Consider the following 20,672-nt stretch of genomic DNA (forward strand, 5'->3'; position numbering starts at 1 on the left):
AAATATTTAAGAATTAATTATAGGAAGTCCTTTTAGTGAATCAACTAAAAGGACTTTTTGTTTTAAAAATACGGTATTTTACGTATTGATATACGTTGTAGTTGTAAGTTAATTTTGTTAGCAACAATTAAAACAACTAAAACAATGAAGAAAAAATTAATCGTATTGGGTATATTAGGTTTGTCCGTATTTTACACAAGTTGTGACGAATCTAAAGAAAGTGTTGCCGAAGTAGAACAAGATGCACAATTAGAAGATAGTGATCCTTCAAAATTGGAGGATGATGACCCTGAAGGAATAGGAAAAGATGGGACTTTATCGGCAAAAATAGATGGAGAATTATTTGTCTCATTACTAGATAAAACGGAGTCAAAACGTAACAAATTTTCAAATGGTAGTGCTTCCTTCTCTGTTACGGCAAAAGACAAAGATTTAGATAAGTTTACCCTTATTATTAGTCAATACACAGGAGTAGGAACTTATGATATTGAAGGTTTATCTATGAGTTATCACGTTAAGGGAGATGACAAACCTCACTTAGGGCAAAAGACCAATCCTAAACAAGGAAAAATTATAATTTCGTCTGATGACGGAACTACCGTAAAAGGAACATTTGAATTTGTTGCGACAAGTTTTGATGGAACAGCTACCAAAACCATTACAGAGGGACAGTTTAGCGTTAAACCTCAAGTTAATGAAATTAATTTGTAAATAATTTTACTTTACTAAGAACAAAAGCAAGGTTCAATCCTGATTTTTTAGAGGGTTATCTTTTTATGATTCACGTAAGGCCCTAATTGTTATAACAGAAAAAATTAGTTTGAATATTAATGTAAGGAGATGTCTTGAGAATATTATTTTTAGTATTACTAAAATTTACTTATATGCCTAGGCATTAATTACTATATCGAGTTTTATCAAATTCCCTCTAAGTATTTATACTAAAAGGGAATTTTTACTTTTATATTAAATGGTAATTGGGATATGGACCAGCCGTAATCAATTTGCTCTTCAAAGCATAGTCGTCAACTGACGATATCTATAATTTTGATAACTTTTTTATAGTTTATAGCTATAAAAGCAAACATAATAAGTTTAATATTTTTTTATATTAACATTTGTAATGTTATTTTTTTATATTTAACACTTCACAAAATAAAAAATAGCATGTATAATTTAAAAGTAGTTAACAATTATGTCCATGACATCATTGGCAAAACAAAAGAGGGAGATCGAATTATTAACTCAAATTTAACGGTTTCTTACAGTGATGTGAGTAACGTAGTGTTCATCGTCTTTGGTATGGGAGACATTAGTTTTATAGATCTTAAGGACGAGGGTCTAGAAGGACACGAAACTTTTCCTACTGAGAGTATGGGAGTGTTGATAAGGGCTACAACAAGCGAAGCACACTACCGTTACGATGGAACAGGCCAGTTAACATTAACCATTGATAAATACGGTACAAGTCATTTAACAACAGATAATGGAACACTGGTAAATGTGAGAATAAGCGAATTACAAATCAACTAAAAAAAATATCATGGATCCATTTATAGCAGAAATCGTTATGTTCGGTGGAAATTTTGCACCAAGGGGTTGGGCTTTTTGCTCAGGTCAGTTATTAGCTATTAGCCAATATTCAGCCTTATTTTCAATATTAGGAACAACATACGGAGGAGATGGGAGAACTACTTTTGCACTACCCGATTTAAGGGGTAGAGTGCCAATGAACCATGGTACTGGGCCAGGACTTTCTACGAGAAAATTAGGGCAAAGAGGAGGGGTAGAAAGGGTTACTTTGACTGTAAACCAAATGCCTTCACACAGCCATTCAACTATTGATAATTCTACCACAGACCAACATGTGCTCCTAAGTAGAGATGCCGCTGTCAACGTAACGCCTGAACCAGGAGATGTGCCAGCAAAAGCGGCAGTTAAACCAGCATTAGGAACGGGTGATGACGTGATGTCTTTTGGACCACCAACAAATCTAGTGCAAGGACAAACATTAAGTGGTAATGCAGGGTTAACTATCCTAAATAATGGAGGAAGCCAGTATCATACAAACGTTCAACCATTTTTGGCAGTCAGTTATATTATTGCGATGCAAGGTGTTTATCCATCTAGGAGCTAACCTTTAAACAAAATATTATAACGAATCCATTTATAGGTCAAATAGTGCTTTTTACTGGTAATTTTCTGGCTATAGCTTTCGTGTTTTTCAAGGTCGATTACAACTAATTTTTCAAAACACAGCCTTGTTCTCTATTTTGGGAACAACTTATGGGGTAGACGGAAGAACCACATTTGATTTACTAGATTTAAGAGAAAAGTGTACTGTTTATTCAGGACGTGGTTCGAAATTGTCTACCTACGTGTGAGAAGAAAGACAACAAATTTAAAGTGTTACTTTAAATTTGCTGCAGCTTCCATCACATAATCATCTCACTTCTAACGACACTGGTTCAGGTCAACATGTGATCCTAAGTAAAGATACCGTCGTTAGTGTAACACCAAACAGGAAATATGCTAGTAGCAGCAGTTAAACCAGCATTAGGAGGTAGTGACGAGGTAACGTCTTTTGGATCACCAACAAATGTTGTGTCAGGGTAAACGTTAAGTAGTAATGCAGAGCTGTCTTTTCAAATACTGGAGGAGTTGATCTCAAGAAAACAGGAGGCTATTTATCGTAATTAATTAAATTATTATTTTATTTGGTACGTATACTTCAAGAAGTTATCAAATCAAATTTTTACATTATAACATACCAGAAATTTTATCTCTGGTATGTTTTTATGGTCTGTATTTCTAACTGTTTTTGTCTATTTTCTTGCAATTCATGATGTTACGTTAAAGTATCTCAAGGATTTTTTCTTACTTTTAGCACCCAAAGTGAATGTCATTAACCAATAACCAAACACAATGAAGAAAGTTGTTTTTTCAACCTTACTATTTTTATGTTTTTTTTCATACAAAACAATCTATTCACAATGTACAAACACCCATGCTGCGGGTACTAATAGTACTACTGAAGGTAGTTACGGACAGAGTTTTGAGCCTACGTGTTCAGGAACGTTGAATACAATCGGAGTTGTAACTTTATCGGCAGAATCGAGTTTAACAGTGACCCTCTATGGCGGTGAAGGAACTGGGGGACCTGTATTGGCGACCCTTACAGGGCAGTCCATTCCTATGTCAGCTTCAGTAACGGATTTTAGGACTTTTGATTTTTCAGCAGAAGGAGTTTCTTTAACAGCAGGAAATCGCTATACCTTTATCGTTACTGGAGATAATCATCAGTTTATTTTCGATAATTCAGCGACTTATAGTAACGGACAATTGTATTTTGGTGGATCAGCTCAAGCAACATTAGACTTAAATTTTGAAGTAGATCTTACTGTTGCCGCGGCCAGCCCTGCTGATACACCTTCGGTAAGTCATGGACCACCAACTATATGTGACGGTAACTCTGCTTTATTAACATGGTCGGGTTCATTAAACGATAACGCACAATGGCGTGTTTATTCAGGTTCTTGTGGTGGTACCTTAGTAGGAACAACAACAGGTAGCAGCTTAATTGTAACCCCCCCAACAGGGAGTACCACCTATTTTGTAAGAGGTGAGGGTGGAGCAGCCTCGGTGGGTTCTTGTGGGACTCGTACTATTACTACAACAGCAAGAGAAAATGCAAATTTCAATTACTCATCAGCATCTTATTCAACAACAGATGCTGACCCTACACCTACCATTACAGGAGTGTCTGGCGGTAGTTTTTCGGTGTCTCCAGCAGGCTTAGCCATTAATTCATCCTCAGGAATCATAGATGTGTCAGCTAGTACGCCTAGCAGCTATACAGTAACCTACACAACCCCAGGATTGTGCTCTGGAACAGAAAATAGAAGCGTTACTATTGCCAATAATGCTCCAACAGATATTTTACTAAGTAATAATTCTATTAATCTAACTACTACAGGTACCAATGCAACAGTAGGAACACTTTCTACTACAGATGCAGATACTGGAGATTCTCATACTTATTCTTTGGTAAGTGGTACAGGTAGTACAAATAACAGCAGTTTCAATATCAGCGGAAATACCTTAAGAACAAATAGTACATTGGCATCGGGAAATTACAGTATTCGTATAAATACCAACGATGGAACTAATAATTTTGCCAAAATATTTAGCATTGCGGTGGTAGATGATAGAGCTGTTCTCTCTATTGCTGCGATTACTCAGGCAGCAGAAGATGCCACAAATGGTCAGTTTAGGGTTAGTACTTCTTCACAATTTCCAACGGCTACACAGGTCAATTTTAGTGTGTCAGGTACGGCTACTGCTGGTACAGATTATACTAGTTTAGGAACCTCTTTCATTTTTCCTGCAAATACGAACTCATTAAATATAAGTGTACCCATTATTGGAGATAATGTTGTGGAAGCGGATGAAACAGTAATTGTAACTTTGTTGAGTACCAACAATTCTGCTGTTATCGTTGGAACTGTAGATGATGCAACAGTAACTATTACTGATAATGACACCGCTACAGTTACCATTGCAGATAACGGAGGAAACGAAGACGATGGATCTATTACATTTACAGCAACGTTAAACAATGCGGTAGACGGAGGTTTTGATGTGGATGTTTCTACAGCAGATGGTACAGCAACCATTGCAGATAGCGATTATACAGCAATAGTCAACCAAACGTTAAGTTTTGCAGGAACTGCAGGAGAAACGGAGACTTTCACTATAACCCCTACTGCCGATACTAAGGCAGAACCAGACGAAACGGTAAACATCAGTATGAGTGGTTTATCGCCAAGTACAGTTTCAACTGGGGATATTGATATTACAGATGGAGCTATTGCAACAATCAATAATGACGATAGTATCTCAATAGCTGTAAACGACTCAACTGTTACCGAAGGTAATTCAGGGGGTACTACTTTGCAGTTTACGGTAAGTTTAAGTGCACCCGCACCTATAGGAGGAGCTACGGTAGATTATGTCACCAGCAATGGAACGGCTACAGCAGGAAGTGATTATACAGCTATTGCAACCAGTACTTTATCATTTTTAGCAGGAGAAACCAGTAAAACAGTGGATGTAACCGTTGCAGGAGACAACACAGTAGAAACTAACGAAACGCTAACATTAACATTATCAAATCCCACAGGAACATCAGTAATTATTGCCGATGCAACAGGAACGGGAGCTATTAATAATGATGATACAACAACTGTTACTGTTGCCGATGTTGATGTTAATGAGAATAGTGGAACAGCAACATTAACCTTTACATTGAGCAATGCGGTAGATGGTGGGTTGGATGTAGATGTAAGTACAGCCGATGGAACCGCTAGCACAGCCGATGGAGATTACGCAGCTGTTACTTCTCAAACCATCACCTTTGCAGGAACAGCATCAGAACAAGAAACAGTAGTTGTTACTTTAGGAGGAGACACTAAAGTAGAAGCAGATGAAACAGTCTCTATTAGTATGAGTAATTTGGTACCAGTAACTGTTCCAGTAGGAACCATTGATATTACAGGTAGTGCTACTTTAACTTTAGAGAACGATGACACCGCTACAGTTACCATTGCAGATAACGGAGGAAACGAAGACGATGGATCTATTACATTTACAGCAACGTTAAACAATGCGGTAGACGGAGGTTTTGATGTGGATGTTTCTACAGCAGATGGTACAGCAACCATTGCAGATAGCGATTATACAGCAATAGTCAACCAAATGTTAAGTTTTGCAGGAACTGCAGGAGAAACGGAGACTTTAACTATAACCCCTACTGCCGATACTAAGGCAGAACCAGATGAAACGGTAAACATCAGTATGAGTGGTTTATCGCCAAGTACAGTTTCAACTGGGGATATTGATATTACAGACGGAGCTATTGCAACAATCAATAATGACGATAGTATCTCAATAGCTGTAAACGACCCAACTGTTACCGAAGGTAATTCAGGAGGTACTATTTTACAATTTACGGTAAGTTTAAGTGCACCCGCACCTACAGGAGGAGCTACGGTAGATTATACCACCAGCAATGGAACGGCAACAGCAGGAAGTGATTATACAGCTATTGCAGCCAGTACTTTATCATTTTTAGCAGGAGAAACCAGTAAAACAGTAGATATAACCGTTGCAGGAGACAACACAGTAGAAAACAACGAAACGCTAACATTAACATTATCAAATCCCACAGGAACATCAGTAATTATTGCCGATGCTACAGGAACGGGAACTATTAATAATGACGATACAACTGTAGTGACAATTAGAGATATTGATGCCAGAGAAAACGCAGGGGTCCAAGCTGTAATGGCTACGCTGAGTAACCCAGTACAGGGAGGGTTTGCTTTAGAAGTGTTTACTACTGATGGTACAGCCACTGTTGCGGACAGTGATTATAGTTCAACAGCGGGATCAACTTTAAACTTTGTTGGAACAGTGGGGGAAACGCAGAGTTTGAACTTGAGTGGATTGGGAGATACAAAAGTAGAAGCAGATGAAAACTTTATCATCTCAATGAGAAATGTAGGGTTCACCTCTGTAAATACCGCTAACATCAATATTAGCGATACTGCTATTTATACCATCTTAAACGATGACACCGCTACAGTTACCATTGCGGATAACGGAGGAAACGAAGACGATGGATCTATTACATTTATAGCAACGTTAAACAACGCGGTAGACGGAGGTTTTGATGTGGACGTTTCTACAGCAGATGGTACAGCAACCATTGCAGATAGTGATTATACAGCAATAGTCAATCAAACGTTAAGTTTTGCAGGAACTGCAGGAGAAACGGAGACTTTCACTATAACCCCTACTGCCGATACTAAGGCAGAACCAGACGAAACGGTAAACATCAGTATGAGTGGTTTATCGCCAAGTACAGTTTCAACTGGGGATATTGATATTACAGATGGAGCTATTGCAACAATCAATAATGACGATAGTATCTCAATAGCTGTAAACGACCCACCTGTTACAGAAGGTAATTCAGGAGGTACCATTTTGCAGTTTACGGTAAGTTTAAGTGCACCTGCACCTATAGGAGGAGCTACGGTAGATTATGTCACCAGCAATGGAACGGCTACAGCAGGGAGTGATTATACAGCTATTGCAACCAGTACTTTATCATTTTTAGCAGGAGAAACCAGTAAAACAGTAGATGTAGCCGTTGCAGGAGACAACACAGTAGAAACTAACGAAACGCTAACATTAACATTATCAAATCCCACAGGAACATCAGTAATTATTGCCGATGCGACAGGAACAGGAACTATTAATAATGATGATACAACTGTAGTGACAATTAGAGATATTGATGCCAGAGAAAACGCAGGGGTCCAAGCTGTAATGGCTACGCTGAGTAACCCAGTACAGGGAGGGTTTGCTTTAGAAGTGTTTACTACTGATGGTACAGCCACTGTTGCGGACAGTGATTATAGTTCAACAGCGGGATCAACTTTAAACTTTGTTGGAACAGTGGGGGAAACGCAGAGTTTGAACTTGAGTGGATTGGGAGATACAAAAGTAGAAGCAGATGAAAACTTTATCATCTCAATGAGAAATGTAGGGTTCACCTCTGTAAATACCGCTAACATCAATATTAGCGATACTGCTATTTATACTATATTAAACGATGACACCTCTACAGTTACCATTGCAGGTAACGGAGGAAACGAAGACGATGGCTCTATCGCATTTATAGCAACGTTAAACAACGCGGTAGACGGAGGTTTTACTGTAGATGTTTCTACAGCAGATGGTACAGCAACCGTTGCAGATAGTGATTATATAGCAGTAGTCAATCAAACGTTAACCTTTACAGGAAACGCAGGAGAAACACAGAATTTCACCATAACCCCTAACGCAGATACCAAGGCAGAACCAGACGAAACAGTAAACATCAACATGAGCAATGTTGTGCCAGGGACAGTCTTAATTGGGGATATAGATATCACAGACGGAGCCATTGCAACGATCAATAATGATGATAGTGCAGCAGTAACGATTGCTGGGTTTAGTGTAGATGAAATGGATGGTACTGCAACTGTTAGCGCAATCTTGGATAATGCTGTTCAAGGAGGATTTATAGTAGATATAAATACATCAAGTGGTTCAGCAACTTCTGGTGTAGACTATGGAGCGCTAACAGGAAACACACTAACTTTTGCTGGAAACTCCGGAGAAGTTCAAAGTTTTTCAATAAACATTACGGATGATAATGAGGTTGAAAATACCGAGAATTTTCAAGTCAGTCAGAGCAATTTGGCAGGAACTACATTATCCATAACAATTACGGACACTGCGCAGATAAATATTAACGATAACGATAGTGCTACCGTTACAAATATTACTTCTGACACAACAGACGGAACGTACAGTGTAGGAGAAAACATCAACATTTTTGTTGATTATACTGATGCTGTAACTGTAACGGGAACCCCTCAATTAACTTTAGAAACAGGGACGGTAGATAGAACAGCAAATTACGCTAACAGCCTATCATCAACTAGACTGAGATTTGTTTATAATGTCCAAGCAGGAGATAGAAGTACTGATTTGGATTTGTTAAGTACCAATGCTTTATCGTTAAATGGAGGAACTATTAACGATAGAATTGGAGGGAACGCAAGTTTAATAGTGCCAATAGGAAGTTCGGTAGGATCATTAAGTGCTAATAAGAATTTAGATATCGATGGAACAGTACCAACGGTAACAACTTCAGATGCCATTAACACACAGCAATTCTCATCAACCTTAGGAGGAATTGTAACCAACCAAGGAGGTACTACTGTAACAGAAAGAGGAATTGTTTATGCTGTGACAACCGATAATTCAAACCCAGAAATAGGAGGAGCAAACGTAGTTAAAGTGCAAATAGGAGATGGAACTGGTATTTTTAACAGTACCATCTCGGGACTGTCTGCAAATACTGACTATTCGTATAACAGTTATGCTATCAATGGTTCGGGAACTTCTTATGGAACCGTTAAAAACTTTAGCACTTTGGCTTTGATAGCACCAACCATCACTTTCGATAATATTTCTAAAACATATGGAGAAGCTGATTTTAGTTTGTCAGCAACTTCCAATTCTACAGGGAATATAACTTATAGCATTATTGGAGCCAATGAGGGAACAACTTTGTCGGGGTCTAATAATCAAACAGTTAATATCGGAAATGCTTCTGCGATAACCATAAGAGCCACTCAAGTAGCTAATGGCATTTATACAGGAGGAACTAGTGATATTACGCTAACAATTAATAAAGCTGATTTAATGGTAACAGCCAAAGACAAAACCAAAGTATATGGAGATAGCAATCCGGTATTGGAAATTGATTACGCAGGCTTTGTAAATGGAGATACGGAAGCTGTTCTAGACACTCAACCAACAGCTAGTACCACAGCAACGGTAACAAGTCCTGTGGGAACTTATAATATTGCATTGAGCGAGGAAATGGATAACAATTATAATTTATTGGAAGTATTAGGTAGCTTAACTATTACTAAAGCGACCCTTACAGTCACAGCAGATGATATGTCTAAAGTTTATGGAGAGGTGAATCCAAGTTTTACAATCAACTATCGAGGTTTTGTAAATACAGATACGGATTCAGATTTAGATACTAAACCTACAGCAAGTAGCGCAGCAACTATTTTAAGCCCTGTAGGAGTTTATAATATTGTGGTAAGCGATGAAACAGATAACAACTACAACATAGTAACAGTAGCCGGGAATTTAACAGTAACCAAAGCTACCTTAACCGTAACTGCTAACGACAAGACTAAGAGTTACGGAGCAAACAACCCTACTTTAGATATTAGTTATACAGGTTTTGTGAACGGAGATACTGAGTTAAATTTAGATACTTTACCACTAGCGAGTACTACTGCAACCGCAGCAAGTCCTGTAGGAACTTATAGTATTGTTGTAAGTGATGAAATTGATAACAATTATGATTTGGTAACGGTGGCTGGAGACTTAGTGGTAACCAAAGCCATTCTTACGGTAACAGCCAAAGATAAAACCAAAGTGTATGGAGACAGCAATCCAGTATTGGATATTGATTACGCTGGCTTTGTCAACGGAGATACAGTAGCTGATTTAGATACTCAACCATCAGTAAGTACCACAACAACGATTACAAGTCCTGTGGGAACATATAACATTATGTTAAGCGAGGAAATTGACGATAACTATAATTTGGTGGAAATATCAGGTAGCCTAGATGTCACTAAAGCAACGCTTACAGCTACAGCAGATGACAAGTCTAAAATTTTTGGAGAAGCAAATCCAAGTTTTACAATTACTTATCGAGGTTTTGTAAATGCAGATACGGAGTCAGATTTAGACAGCACACCAATAGCGAGCACCACAGCAACAACAAATACGGGAGTAGGAAACGAAGTAATTACCATAAGTGATGAAACAGATAACAACTACGAAATTGTAGGGATTTCGGGAACTTTAGAAATTCTTCCAAAAAATATTAATGTAATAGCAAACGATATTACTGTATCATTTCAAGATTCTGAATATGTTTTCTCAGATGGAGATTACACGGCAACTGGATTGGTGCCCGGTGAGTTGTTAGATGGAGAGTTGGAAAGAGAAGAAGGATTTATTGCTGGGAACTATCAAATAAATCAAGGAACTTTAAATAGTAATAATTACACTATAAATTTCACAAATGGAACGTTTACCATCTTAGAAAAAGAAAGACAATACGGATTTTCTCCATCAGGAGACGGTATCAACGACACTTGGCAGATTATGGAGATCAAAGGCTCCATAGCTAACAGTGTTGAAGTTTACAATCGTTCAGGTAATTTGGTGTACAAAAAGAAGAACTATGACAACAATATAAATCCTTGGTCAGGAGTTTCTAATCAAATTTCTAGTTCTGGTAGACTACCAGTGGGGCCATATAGGTATAAAATAACCGTTGAGCTACCGAGTGGAACAAGAACAATTGAAGGATGGTTATACATTAACTATTAAACTAATCAAAATCCTCAGTAATTCTACTGGGGATGTTATCATTTTCAAAAATATTGTATACAATCAACTATGAAAAATATACTACAATTAATTGCATTAGTACTGTTGTTAAACACGGTATCAGTATTTAGTCAACAAGATCCTAACTTTAACATGTATCGGTTTAATATGAACATTATTAACCCTGCGTATGCAGGTGCTTCCGATGTTGCCGAGGTACAAATTATGCATAAAAGTCAATGGTTGGGCTTAGAAGGGGCACCAGAAACTCAAACAGCTTTTTTTAGTACACCGTTAAAGAATAACTTAGGGTTAGGAGTTACGGTAAACAATGATCAAATTTTTATTTTAGGACAAACTAATGTAGCTGTTGATGTATCGTATAAGCTTAAAATAAGCAACTCCACGAGTTTGTTTTTTGGAGTAAAGCCAGGAGCAAATTTCACCAATATAGATTTAACCAAAGCAGGTCAAGATGGTGTTTCAGATCCGTTTTTTGAGAGAAACGAAAGTTACGTTGCTCCCATTTTTGGTGCAGGGTTTTATTTAAAACACGATAACTGGTACGTGAATTTGTCTACTCCCAATTTTTTAAGATCCGATAAATTTGTTAGAGAAGGGGGAGCACCATCGGCAGTAACTACCAAAGCTCACTACTATTTTGGGGCAGGTTATTCAATTAAATTAACTCCAGATGTTGTAGTAACTCCAGAGTTTATCATAAGAACCGTACAAGGAGCTCCAACTTCTTATAACGTTGCTATGAACTATCAAATTATAGAAAAAATACATGCTGGAATTAACTGGAGAATAGAAGAAAACGTAGGATTTTACACAATGTTTGACGCTACAGAAAAACTTTCTTTTGGTATTGGGTACGACTTTACAACATCTCAGTTTATTCAGTCCAACGAAAACTACTCTTTAGAGTTTTTAGCGAAGTATAAATTTTTATAAGAATTCAATTATAAATTATGTTAAAAAAAATAACAATCGTATTTGCTTTTTTAATAACTCAAATACATTTTGCACAAAATAAAACCACCCCTTGGGCATTAACAACAGGAGTCAATATCGTAGATATTTTAGGGGGAGATAATGATTTTAAAGATTTTTTAGGAACAAGCGATTGGAATATGATTCCGCTCCCCACTAAAATTTCGTTGTCGAGATATTTAAATTATGGGTTAATAGCCAGTTTAGGAGGAAGCCTAAATTCTATAGAAAAAGTTCCTGTAGGCGATATTGAAAGAATTGAATACCAGTCCGTAGACTTGGGATTAAAATATGATATTAATTCTCTAATTGGGAAAACAGGTTTTTTTAACCCTTACATTGGAGTTAATGGGGGAATGTTTTGGTTAGATGGAGAAAATAGTTCACACGTGAATCCTGTAGCGGGTTTTAACTTGTGGATGAATGAAAAGGTAGGTGTTAATTTTGAATCGGGATTCAAATATGGATTTACTGAGGTAAACAATCACCCAAGTGATACACACTTTCAACATTCAATATCAGTAATTTTTAAATTCGGAGCAAGGGATAAAGACAAAGATGGCGTTGTAGATAAAGAAGATTTATGTCCAGAGGTGTTCGGTTTATCTGAATTTAGCGGATGTCCGGATACAGATAGTGATGGAATTGAAGATAGCAAAGACGATTGTCCTACTGTTGCTGGAACTATGGACACTAAAGGCTGTCCAGATGCGGATGGAGACGGCGTTAAAGATGCTGTGGACGAGTGTCCAAATCGAGCAGGTACGGTTGCCAACAAAGGTTGTCCAGATATAGATGGAGATGGTGTCAAGGACAGTCTTGACAAGTGTCCTAACGAAGTAGGTTCTATAACGAATAAAGGTTGCCCAGACACAGATGGAGATGGTATTTTGGACAAAGATGATAAGTGCATTAACCAAAAAGGGCTTAAAGAAAATAAAGGTTGCCCAGAGACTGGAGAAGCTGCCAAAAAATCAACTCAAGAAAGAAGAGAAACAGGAATTGATAACACGATTCTTTTTGATTATGATAGTTATCAATTGACCTCTAACGCAAAATCTAAGCTAATGAGAATTGCAACGATGATGAAAACAAATCCCAATCTCCAATTTAGAATAGAAGGAAATGCTGATAGTATCGGGACTGATGAGTTTAACATTGCTATAGGGCAGCTTAGAGCACAAACTGTTTCTGATTATTTGATTGAAAATGGTATTAGTAAAACTAGATTAAAAATTATTAGTTATGGGGAGGAAAGACCAATAGCCACCAACGAAACAGAAATAGGGAGACAAAGGAACAGAAGGGTAGTGATTCAAATTCAGAGCAAATAGAAGGAGAATTTAATTTATAAAAACAACACTCAAAATAATTATTTATTTTGGGTGTTGTTTTGTTTAGAAACATTCTCATAAGTTCTTTAGAGTTACTTTGAATACTGCCAAAGCTCAAAATGAAAACTTGTTTTTTAATCAATTTAATTACATTTGCTTAAAATTATTTTTATGGGTAGAACATTAGTTGTAGGAGATATTCATGGAGGATTCAGAGCTTTAGAACAAGTTTTGGAAAGAGCTAATGTAACTACAGAAGACACTTTAATTTTTTTGGGTGACTATGTAGATGGTTGGAGCCAGTCCTTTGAGGTGATTAATAAATTGATAACATTAAAATCCTCTCACAATTGTGTTTTTTTAAGAGGAAATCACGATCAATTATTTTGTGACTGGTTAAAACATTCCAAAGACAATCCCAATTGGTTACAACACGGAGGGCAGGCAACCCTAGATTCCTACAAAGACAGACCTTTTAATTTTATACGAATACATACGCATTTTTTAGAAAATTTAGAGAATTACTATTTGGATACCAACAATAGGTTGTTCCTACACGCTGGTTATACCAATATTAGAGGAGTAGACCACGAACATTTTTCTAAGATGTTTTACTGGGATCGGTCTTTATGGGAATTAGCATTGGCCTCAAGAAATTTATCTAAAGAAGACGAATTTTATCCAGAAAGATTAAAAAATTATAAAGAAATTTATATTGGGCATACACCGCTATCTAGAATTGATAGAGATGAGCCAATGAATGCCTCTGGAGTTTGGAATGTCGATACTGGAGCTGCTTTTACCAATTCGTTAACTATAATGGATATAGATACTAAAAAGTTTTGGCAGAGTGATTCTTTACCGAGCTTATATCCAAACGAAAAAGGTAGAAATTAAACTAATTACTTGTGTCAGATTTTTAAACTGATTACTTTTGCAACGCTAATAAAAATTAAGTATTATGACTGAAATATTTCATGCTATAGACAATTTATTTACAAACGGTTTGTTCCTTCCTTTTAAAGCACTTCGTTTTAGTGGTTCTTGGTGGCTATCAAATGCTATCAACTTTTTGTTTGTAATTGTAGGTTTGTTGTATTTTGCTTATTGGATGAAAGAGTCCAAAAAGTTTAAAGACCAAGGAACCGAAGATTTACCAAAATAAGACATTGTATTGGGGAGCAAGAACAAATTAAAACGTTTTAACGAAAACGAAACGTTTGATAATGTAATACAGCCTACAAGAGAAGAAGTAGTATCTGGATTTAAGTACCAAGGTAAGTGGAACGAATTCTTTAAAAATGACCATCCTATTGTATTGGAATTGGGATGTGGAAAAGGAGAATATACCGTTGCTTTGGCAAAAAGAAATCCAAGTATCAATTACATAGGTATTGATATCAAAGGAGCTCGTTTTTGGCGTGGTGCTAAAACAGCTATCGAAGATGAGATGCCCAATGTAGCTTTCATAAGAACTCAAATAGAGTTGGTAGATTTTATTTTTGCTGAAAATGAAGTAAGTGAAATTTGGATTACATTCCCAGACCCACAAATTAAATACAAGCGCACCAAGCATAGAATGACTGGTGATGCCTTTTTAAAGAGATATCACAAGGTACTTAACTCAGAAGGTATCATGCATTTAAAAACGGACAGTGAGTTTATGCATGGATATACTTTAGGGTTGCTACATGGACAGGGTCACGAAGTTTTGTATGCAAATCACGATGTGTATAGACAAGAAGGAGCTCCAGATGAAGTAATGAAAGTTCAAACCTATTACGAAAGTCAGTATTTAGAAAAAGGCAAAGCAATTACTTACACCAAGTTTAGATTAAAATTTTAATATAAAACGCATCAGATATCTGATGCGTTTCTTATTTTCATCATTATTTAGAACATTAATTTTGGAAACAGAAAAGCAAGATTTTTTTAAGAAAGTACATCAAGTAGCCAAACTAATTCCATCCGGACGAGTCTCTACTTACGGAGCTATTGCTCAATATCTAGGAGTCAAATCCTCTGCAAGAGTTGTTGGTTGGGCAATGAATGCGGCTCATGGAGATTTGTCCATACCTGCACACAGAGTGGTTAATAGAGTAGGGCTTTTAAGCGGTAAACATCATTTTGAAGGAACCAATCTAATGCAGCAGCTCTTAGAAAGTGAAGGAGTAGAGGTTAAAGAAAACAAAGTGGTAAACTTCAAAGAACTTTTCTGGAATCCTACGCAAATTTTACCCAAGCACAACCTTTAAAATCTGAAAATAGAAGTTGACGACCTTTCTATTGAGGACAACAAACGGTCATAGATAAGTTTGAGTAAATAGGATGAATCTGATATGATTGATATTAGGTTTTAAATTGTCATTTCGGGTAATTTTCAACAGGAATTTGTATGAAGAAAGTCTATTAAACTCCAAACAATAGTCGACAACACTAAATAACGTAAGTTCGATATACTTAGCGCAAAGTTTTAAAGTTTTTATTTCGAGTAGTTTTCGATAGAAAACTGTATCGAGAAAGTCAATCTTTGAAACAAAAATGTAATTTGTAGGTAGTGTCCAAAAAACTGTGTAAACAGAAATTAGGCGGGGTTTTAAAACCCCGCCTAATTTTTTGATTAATTTTATAACACACAGTTTTATTATGGATGATTTAAAAAATCAATTTTTACAAAGTGGTCTATTAAAAGGCCTAAAAACAGAAGACGATTTAAGTAATTTATTGAATGAATTACACAGTGCCGCTTTAGAAGCTATGCTTCAAGGAGAGATGGATGCTCATTTAGGCTATCCCAAAAATGGTAAACGCAGCAACACTAATGCTCGCAATGGTAGCACTACAAAAAAAGTAAAGAACCGCCTCGGTCAAAGCGAGATTAAAGTTCCACGTGATCGCAATAGTGATTTTGAACCTGTTGTGGTTCCTAAACACAAAAGCACTTCACTGTCTATAGAAAATATCGTAATCTCGCTTTATGCAAAAGGTATGAGTGTTTCTGATATTGAAGATGAACTTTATCAAATTTATGGCTATAAGCTCTCCACATCATCTATATCTATCATCACAGACAGAATCAATCAAGAAGTATTAGAATGGCAAAACAAGCCTTTAGAGTCTGTTTATTGCGTAGTTTGGATGGATGGAATTGTATTTAAAGTTCGTCAAGGAGGAAAGGTTGTTAACAAAACTATTTACTTAGCCGTAGGGCTCAACAGAGAAGGCCACAAAGAACTATTAGGAATGTGGTTAGGAATGAATGAATCTGCCGCTTTTTGGCAAGGAGTACTTACTGATTTAAAGGCTAGAGGGGTTGAAGATATTTTGGTAACTGTTACCGATAATCTCAACGGATTTACACAATCCATTAAAAATGTGTTTCCAACAGCAGATACTCAAATCTGTGTGGTTCATCAAATTCGTAATAGTGCACGTTATGTGGTTTGGAAAGACAAAAAAGCTTTTACAGGAGATATGAAGCATATTTACAATGCTCCTAATAAAGAAATGGCTAAAGCCGAATTAGACCAGTTTGCTGAAAAATGGAATGATAAATATCCTTATGCAGTACAATCTTGGCGTAACAATTGGGAGGAACTTACCGTGTTCTTTGATTTCCCTTTAGAAATCAGAAAAATAATTTACACTACCAATCTAATTGAAAATCTTAATGGCAAAATTAGAAAATACACTAAAAACAAAATGAGCTTCCCAACAGACGATGCCTTGAAAAAATCAGTTTATTTATCTTTGATGCAAATTACTAAGAAATGGACCCAGCCAATTCACAATTGGGGACTAATTCTTAACCAGTTCTTAACTATATTTGAAAAAAGGGTTCAACTTTAAAAAAGTTAAACCCCGTAGAATTTTTGTTTACACAAAATATTGGATACTGTCAATTTGTAGCATAAAAATCTTGTGTAAACTACTTTGAACAAAAATGTTTCTTTCAAGTCGAGCTCACATTAAATATACTCATTTAGTTATGTTCGTGTAAATACATCTTTCTTAAATCGAGCAAACACTAAACAACTGATTAGTATTTGCTGATTACTTTAAGATTTGTTTCAAAAAAATAAAACCACACCTTTAATTATTTCGTAAATACAGTGTTTAGGGATAGTTTTAAGGTTGATACATAGTTTTTATGTTACAATTTGTTTAGAGAAGTTGGGTCGTTTGGGGAAACGGCCCAGCTTCATGTAAAAACGCTACCTTGTTGGGTAGCGTTTTTTATTTAAAAGTAATTTTCACAAGAAAATTATATCTAGAAAATCAAATTTTACATCAAAAAATAGAATTCTTTATGTCAAGATTCTCACTAAACTATAGTCTTTACAGAACTAACGGCATTTAAGAATTTTTTGTTAATCCTAGTGTGTACAATTGTTCTAGTGTCGGAGATTTACTTCCTCCTTTAGGCTCTAACGTAATTCCAAATGCCTCGGATTTATTTTGGTTACCGACTTTTACAAAACGTTTTCCGTTGTTGTAATCATCTAAAGTACCTAAACTTGTTGGGCTTAAAGGATTTAATGTTAAAGACCAAAGTTGATAAACTTTACCTTCTGGAGCAGGAGGTAATCCCTCTAAATCCACATACATTTCATTTTTTTCTTGGTTCCAATAAATGTTTGCAAAACTGTTAGGAGCTATTTTTTGTCCAGCCAAATTTATTTTTTCAGTTTTTTCAAGAGCAATAAAAGCGATGACATCGTTCTGACGATTTAACTGAAACTTTTTATCAATTAAATCACTTTGCAAGGTTGCCCTTTGGTGGTCTAAAACTTCGTTAGCAGCAATTTGTTTAGTCAGGCTATTTTTTAACTGATTTTTATTTAAATAAATATTGATGATACCGAAAGTTAATAGAATACACGCAGCCCAACCTATATGTTGATACCAATTAATTACAGCTAACTTACGAGGTCTTTTATTGATAAGACTCATCAAATTTTCAAAAGGTCTTATTTGTACGTTGTTTCCAGTACTAAGCTCCGCAATGTTTATAACGGTTTGTTCTATGTTATTAACGTATTCTTTTAGTTCTGGGTATTTTTGAATATTTGCATACACTTCGTAACTGTCCTCTCTATTTAGAGTTCCAGCAACGTAAAGTTCTAAAATTCCAGAATTTATATATTCTTCTATATCTATCATAGCCTTAATTAATGATACTTGTTTTTAATTTATTCAAACAGCTTCTACTTCTGGTTTTTACGGTACCTAAAGGTAGTTCAAGTTCTTCTGATGTTTCCCTTTGAGTATAGCCTTTGTAAAAAAGTAAGTCTATCATTTTTTTACATTTATCAGACAGTTTTTGAATTTGCTGAATAAGTTTTATTTGTTCGTCATCGCACTCATCATCTTCCAAATTCGATATATTTACGAATATATCTATGCTTTGGTTTCTTTTCTGTGTTTTATATTCTTTAGATCTTGTTCTATCTATTGCTGCGTTTCTAGAAATGTTTAAAAGCCAAGTAAAAAATCTTCCTCGTTTTACGTTGTAACTTTCAATATGATTCCAAACTTTTAAAAAAACTTCTTGCAAAATATCTTTTGATAGATCTTCATCATTAATAATGCTATCTATCACCCCCAACATACTTTTATAATACATTGTGTAAAGTTTTTCATAAGCAGTAACATCTTTTTCTTCTTGGAACTTTTTTACCAAAGCATCTACATCCATAAACTCATCAATTAAAAAATATCTTAGAAATGTAATAAGAATATATGAATGGCATGGGGTATTTGTAAGTTTTTATTTTACATAAGACAATAGATGAGTATCTTATTATAAATAGGACTAAATAGCGTATCTTTACAAACCAAAAATTAGAGTAAAATGGCCATTACAAAATCAGATATACAATCAGTTTTAGAAACAATTACTGCTCCAGGAGAGGGAAAAAGTTTGATGGAAAATAAAAATATTTCTAACGTTGTTGTTTTTGGTGACGAGATTATTGTCGATGTTAAAATTAGCAACCCTACTTTGCAAGCAAAAAAGAAAACAGAGTCTGAAATTGAAAGAGCAATAGTTGCGAAATATCCTCAAGCTAAGGTGAAAGTAAACTTAACAGTAGAAACTAAAGTTAAAGAAGAACCTAAAGCCAATCCGAATTTAATTAAGGGAGAAAAGATACCTGGAATTCAAAACATCATAGCCATTGCTTCTGGTAAGGGAGGAGTAGGTAAATCTACAGTAACGGCTAATATGGCGGTTACTTTACAAAAAATGGGCTTTAAAGTAGGAGTTTTAGATGCAGACGTATACGGACCTTCCATGCACATTATGTTTGATGTTGCTAAGGCAAAGCCTATTTCTGTAGATGTTGACGGACGTTCTAAAATGAAACCTGTTGAGAATTACGGTGTCAAATTATTGTCTTTAGGTTTTTTTACTAATCCTAACGAGGCTGTTATTTGGAGGGGACCTATGGCATCCAAAGCTTTAAACCAGATGATTTTTGATGCAGATTGGGGAGAATTAGATTTTTTATTGATTGACTTACCTCCAGGAACAGGTGACATTCATTTATCAATTGTACAAGCTTTGCCAATTACAGGAGCTGTTGTAGTAAGTACTCCACAAAACATTGCTTTGGCCGATGCCAAAAAAGGGGTAGCCATGTTTCAGCAGAAAAACATCAAAGTACCAGTATTGGGAATTATTGAGAATATGAGTTATTTTACGCCTGCAGAATTACCAAATAACAAGTACTACATTTTTGGTGAGAATGGAGCCAAGCATTTAGCAGAGGATATTGAAACTGCATTTTTGGGTGAAGTACCATTGGTGCAAAGTATTAGAGAAGCTGGTGATGTTGGGCATCCTGTAGCATTGCAAGAAGGAACACCGCAAGAAATTGCTTTTAAAGAGATTACGAAAAATATGGCGGGGGAGTTACTAAAACGTAACAATGATTTGCCTCCAACAGAAGTTGTTAAAATAACAACCATGAGTGGTTGTTCAACAAAATAATAATATTTATATTAGAATTTGATTAAATAATACGATGATGAACCCAGAAGAGTTACAACAAAATGTAGAAAATGCTTTAGAAGAAATCCGTCCTTTTTTATTGTCGGATGGTGGTAATATTTCTTTAATTTCTATAGAGGATAATATTGTTAAGGTAAAGTTAGAAGGAGCTTGCGTAGGGTGTAATGTGAATCAAATGACGTTAAAAAATGGAGTAGAGGCCACCGTTAAAAAACATGCACCTCAAATAGAAAGTGTGATAGATGTGAGTTAAATCATCATAAAAATCAGTAAAAAAAAGC

General features: G+C 35.9%; 15 protein-coding genes and 1 pseudogene. 14 read left to right on the forward strand and 2 right to left on the reverse strand.

Annotation, left to right across the window (positions count from 1 at the left end):
- Positions 1-144: 144 nt before the first annotated feature.
- The 12 genes and pseudogenes from ACXGQW_RS07170 to ACXGQW_RS07225 all read left to right on the forward strand — a co-directional run bounded on the left by ACXGQW_RS07170 (position 145) and on the right by ACXGQW_RS07225 (position 17,225).
- Positions 145-711 carry a DUF6252 family protein gene (locus ACXGQW_RS07170; RefSeq protein WP_457821460.1) on the forward strand — a complete coding sequence of 189 codons (567 nt, stop codon included), beginning with the start codon at positions 145-147 and terminating at the stop codon, positions 709-711.
- Positions 712-1,167: 456 nt separating this feature from the next.
- The gene (locus ACXGQW_RS07175) at positions 1,168-1,533 is read left to right on the forward strand and encodes a hypothetical protein (protein ID WP_457821462.1); all 366 of its coding nucleotides are present in this window, start codon (positions 1,168-1,170) and stop codon (positions 1,531-1,533) included.
- Between the two features lie 10 nt (positions 1,534-1,543).
- Positions 1,544-2,137: a phage tail protein gene (locus tag ACXGQW_RS07180; RefSeq protein ID WP_457821463.1), complete on the forward strand. Its 594-nt coding sequence runs from the start codon at positions 1,544-1,546 to the stop codon at positions 2,135-2,137.
- A 94-nt stretch (positions 2,138-2,231) separates the two neighbouring features.
- Positions 2,232-2,384 (forward strand): annotated as a pseudogene (locus ACXGQW_RS07185) (tail fiber protein); the annotation flags it as partial.
- A 541-nt stretch (positions 2,385-2,925) separates the two neighbouring features.
- Positions 2,926-11,046, forward strand: a complete 8,121-nt coding sequence (locus ACXGQW_RS07190; protein WP_457821465.1) for a Calx-beta domain-containing protein — start codon at positions 2,926-2,928, stop codon at positions 11,044-11,046.
- A 69-nt stretch (positions 11,047-11,115) separates the two neighbouring features.
- On the forward strand, positions 11,116-12,003 hold the full coding sequence (locus ACXGQW_RS07195; RefSeq protein ID WP_457821467.1) for a PorP/SprF family type IX secretion system membrane protein: 888 nt from the start codon (positions 11,116-11,118) through the stop codon (positions 12,001-12,003).
- Positions 12,004-12,020: 17 nt separating this feature from the next.
- Positions 12,021-13,376 (forward strand): OmpA family protein, encoded by a 1,356-nt coding sequence (locus ACXGQW_RS07200; RefSeq protein ID WP_457821469.1) that lies wholly within the window; start codon positions 12,021-12,023, stop codon positions 13,374-13,376.
- A 171-nt stretch (positions 13,377-13,547) separates the two neighbouring features.
- Positions 13,548-14,273, forward strand: coding sequence for a metallophosphoesterase family protein (locus ACXGQW_RS07205; RefSeq protein WP_457821471.1), 726 nt, complete (start codon positions 13,548-13,550; stop codon positions 14,271-14,273).
- A gap of 64 nt (positions 14,274-14,337) precedes the next feature.
- On the forward strand, positions 14,338-14,541 hold the full coding sequence (locus ACXGQW_RS07210) for a DUF6341 family protein (protein WP_457821473.1): 204 nt from the start codon (positions 14,338-14,340) through the stop codon (positions 14,539-14,541).
- Positions 14,542-14,550: 9 nt separating this feature from the next.
- Entirely contained in the window at positions 14,551-15,222 is a 672-nt protein-coding gene (trmB, locus tag ACXGQW_RS07215; RefSeq protein ID WP_457821475.1) for a tRNA (guanosine(46)-N7)-methyltransferase TrmB, read from the forward strand.
- Between the two features lie 22 nt (positions 15,223-15,244).
- Positions 15,245-15,631, forward strand: coding sequence for an MGMT family protein (locus tag ACXGQW_RS07220; RefSeq protein WP_457821476.1), 387 nt, complete (start codon positions 15,245-15,247; stop codon positions 15,629-15,631).
- Positions 15,632-16,022: 391 nt separating this feature from the next.
- Positions 16,023-17,225, forward strand: a complete 1,203-nt coding sequence (locus ACXGQW_RS07225) for an IS256 family transposase (protein WP_457821478.1) — start codon at positions 16,023-16,025, stop codon at positions 17,223-17,225.
- A 507-nt stretch (positions 17,226-17,732) separates the two neighbouring features.
- On the opposite strand, the gene ACXGQW_RS07230 is transcribed toward ACXGQW_RS07225, so the two are convergent.
- Positions 17,733-18,539, reverse strand: a complete 807-nt coding sequence (locus ACXGQW_RS07230; RefSeq protein WP_457821480.1) for an anti-sigma factor — start codon at positions 18,537-18,539, stop codon at positions 17,733-17,735.
- A gap of 4 nt (positions 18,540-18,543) precedes the next feature.
- A complete protein-coding gene (locus ACXGQW_RS07235) occupies positions 18,544-19,074 on the reverse strand; it encodes an RNA polymerase sigma factor (protein WP_457821482.1) in 531 nt (176 codons plus the stop codon).
- A 156-nt stretch (positions 19,075-19,230) separates the two neighbouring features.
- Here ACXGQW_RS07235 and ACXGQW_RS07240 point away from each other — a divergent pair, with 156 nt between their 5' ends.
- A complete protein-coding gene (locus ACXGQW_RS07240; protein WP_457821483.1) occupies positions 19,231-20,370 on the forward strand; it encodes an Mrp/NBP35 family ATP-binding protein in 1,140 nt (379 codons plus the stop codon).
- Positions 20,371-20,407: 37 nt separating this feature from the next.
- The gene (locus ACXGQW_RS07245) at positions 20,408-20,644 is read left to right on the forward strand and encodes a NifU family protein (protein ID WP_457824195.1); all 237 of its coding nucleotides are present in this window, start codon (positions 20,408-20,410) and stop codon (positions 20,642-20,644) included.
- Positions 20,645-20,672: the final 28 nt, after the last annotated feature.

The organism is Wenyingzhuangia sp. IMCC45533 (assembly GCF_054111225.1).

What these genes read in the sequence shown, in the direction of transcription:
- ACXGQW_RS07170 (WP_457821460.1), top strand. Translation starts at nt 145, where the DNA reads ATGAAGAAAAAATTAATCGTATTGGGTATATTAGGTTTGTCCGTATTT.
- ACXGQW_RS07175 (WP_457821462.1), top strand. Translation starts at nt 1,168, where the DNA reads ATGTATAATTTAAAAGTAGTTAACAATTATGTCCATGACATCATTGGC.
- ACXGQW_RS07180 (WP_457821463.1), top strand. Translation starts at nt 1,544, where the DNA reads ATGGATCCATTTATAGCAGAAATCGTTATGTTCGGTGGAAATTTTGCA.
- ACXGQW_RS07190 (WP_457821465.1), top strand. Translation starts at nt 2,926, where the DNA reads ATGAAGAAAGTTGTTTTTTCAACCTTACTATTTTTATGTTTTTTTTCA.
- ACXGQW_RS07195 (WP_457821467.1), top strand. Translation starts at nt 11,116, where the DNA reads ATGAAAAATATACTACAATTAATTGCATTAGTACTGTTGTTAAACACG.
- ACXGQW_RS07200 (WP_457821469.1), top strand. Translation starts at nt 12,021, where the DNA reads ATGTTAAAAAAAATAACAATCGTATTTGCTTTTTTAATAACTCAAATA.
- ACXGQW_RS07205 (WP_457821471.1), top strand. Translation starts at nt 13,548, where the DNA reads ATGGGTAGAACATTAGTTGTAGGAGATATTCATGGAGGATTCAGAGCT.
- ACXGQW_RS07210 (WP_457821473.1), top strand. Translation starts at nt 14,338, where the DNA reads ATGACTGAAATATTTCATGCTATAGACAATTTATTTACAAACGGTTTG.
- ACXGQW_RS07220 (WP_457821476.1), top strand. Translation starts at nt 15,245, where the DNA reads ATGCGTTTCTTATTTTCATCATTATTTAGAACATTAATTTTGGAAACA.
- ACXGQW_RS07225 (WP_457821478.1), top strand. Translation starts at nt 16,023, where the DNA reads ATGGATGATTTAAAAAATCAATTTTTACAAAGTGGTCTATTAAAAGGC.
- ACXGQW_RS07230 (WP_457821480.1), bottom strand. Translation starts at nt 18,539, where the DNA reads ATGATAGATATAGAAGAATATATAAATTCTGGAATTTTAGAACTTTAC.
- ACXGQW_RS07235 (WP_457821482.1), bottom strand. Translation starts at nt 19,074, where the DNA reads ATGGATGTAGATGCTTTGGTAAAAAAGTTCCAAGAAGAAAAAGATGTT.
- ACXGQW_RS07240 (WP_457821483.1), top strand. Translation starts at nt 19,231, where the DNA reads ATGGCCATTACAAAATCAGATATACAATCAGTTTTAGAAACAATTACT.
- ACXGQW_RS07245 (WP_457824195.1), top strand. Translation starts at nt 20,408, where the DNA reads ATGAACCCAGAAGAGTTACAACAAAATGTAGAAAATGCTTTAGAAGAA.